Annotated in this window: 1 protein-coding gene; it reads right to left on the minus strand. The window is 77.7% G+C overall.

Annotated elements, in window-relative coordinates:
* Positions 1 to 13 precede the first annotated feature (13 nt).
* A partial coding sequence (locus MXD58_RS24740) for a PDZ domain-containing protein (RefSeq protein WP_250610052.1) occupies positions 14 to 546 on the minus strand: 533 nt, incomplete at its 5' end.

The raw sequence follows: 546 nt of genomic DNA on the forward strand, positions 1-546 counted from the left end.
GCCGAGGGGTTGGCTAGCCGGCGGCGACCGCCGGCTTCGGCGCGACCTGCTCCCGCAGCGAGAACTGGTGCGCCGCCGCGTGGCCCGGACCGTCCGGGTTGCGGAACCGGTGGACCCGCGGGCCGCCACCGGCGGCCGGGTCCGGCGCCTGCTGCGTCAGGTTCACGGTCCAGGTCCTACCGGTCGACGGCCGGTGCACCACGAGCCGGACCGCGCGGGACCCGGACCGCGGCGGGAGCAGCCGGTCGATGACCTCCCGCACGGGCCGGCCCTTGCTGATCGGGGCGTGGCCGTCGATCGACTCGATGACATCGCCGGCCCGCAGCCCCGCCGCCTCGGCCGGGCCGCCCTTGACCTCCGCCAGCGTGAGCTTCGTCGCCGCGCCGTCGCGTGGCTTGCTGACCTGGAAGCCCAGCACCCGCTGCGCGCCGCCGGCCGAGGACTCGCCGAACTCCGGGCCCGAGGCGCCGCTCGCCGGCCCGATGACGATTCGGGGGCCGGACTGCGCCACGGCGACCGACCCGTCGCCCACCACCACGTTGGCGG

The organism is Frankia sp. AgKG'84/4 (assembly GCF_023242965.2).
In the GTDB taxonomy this organism is placed as follows: domain Bacteria; phylum Actinomycetota; class Actinomycetes; order Frankiales; family Frankiaceae; genus Frankia.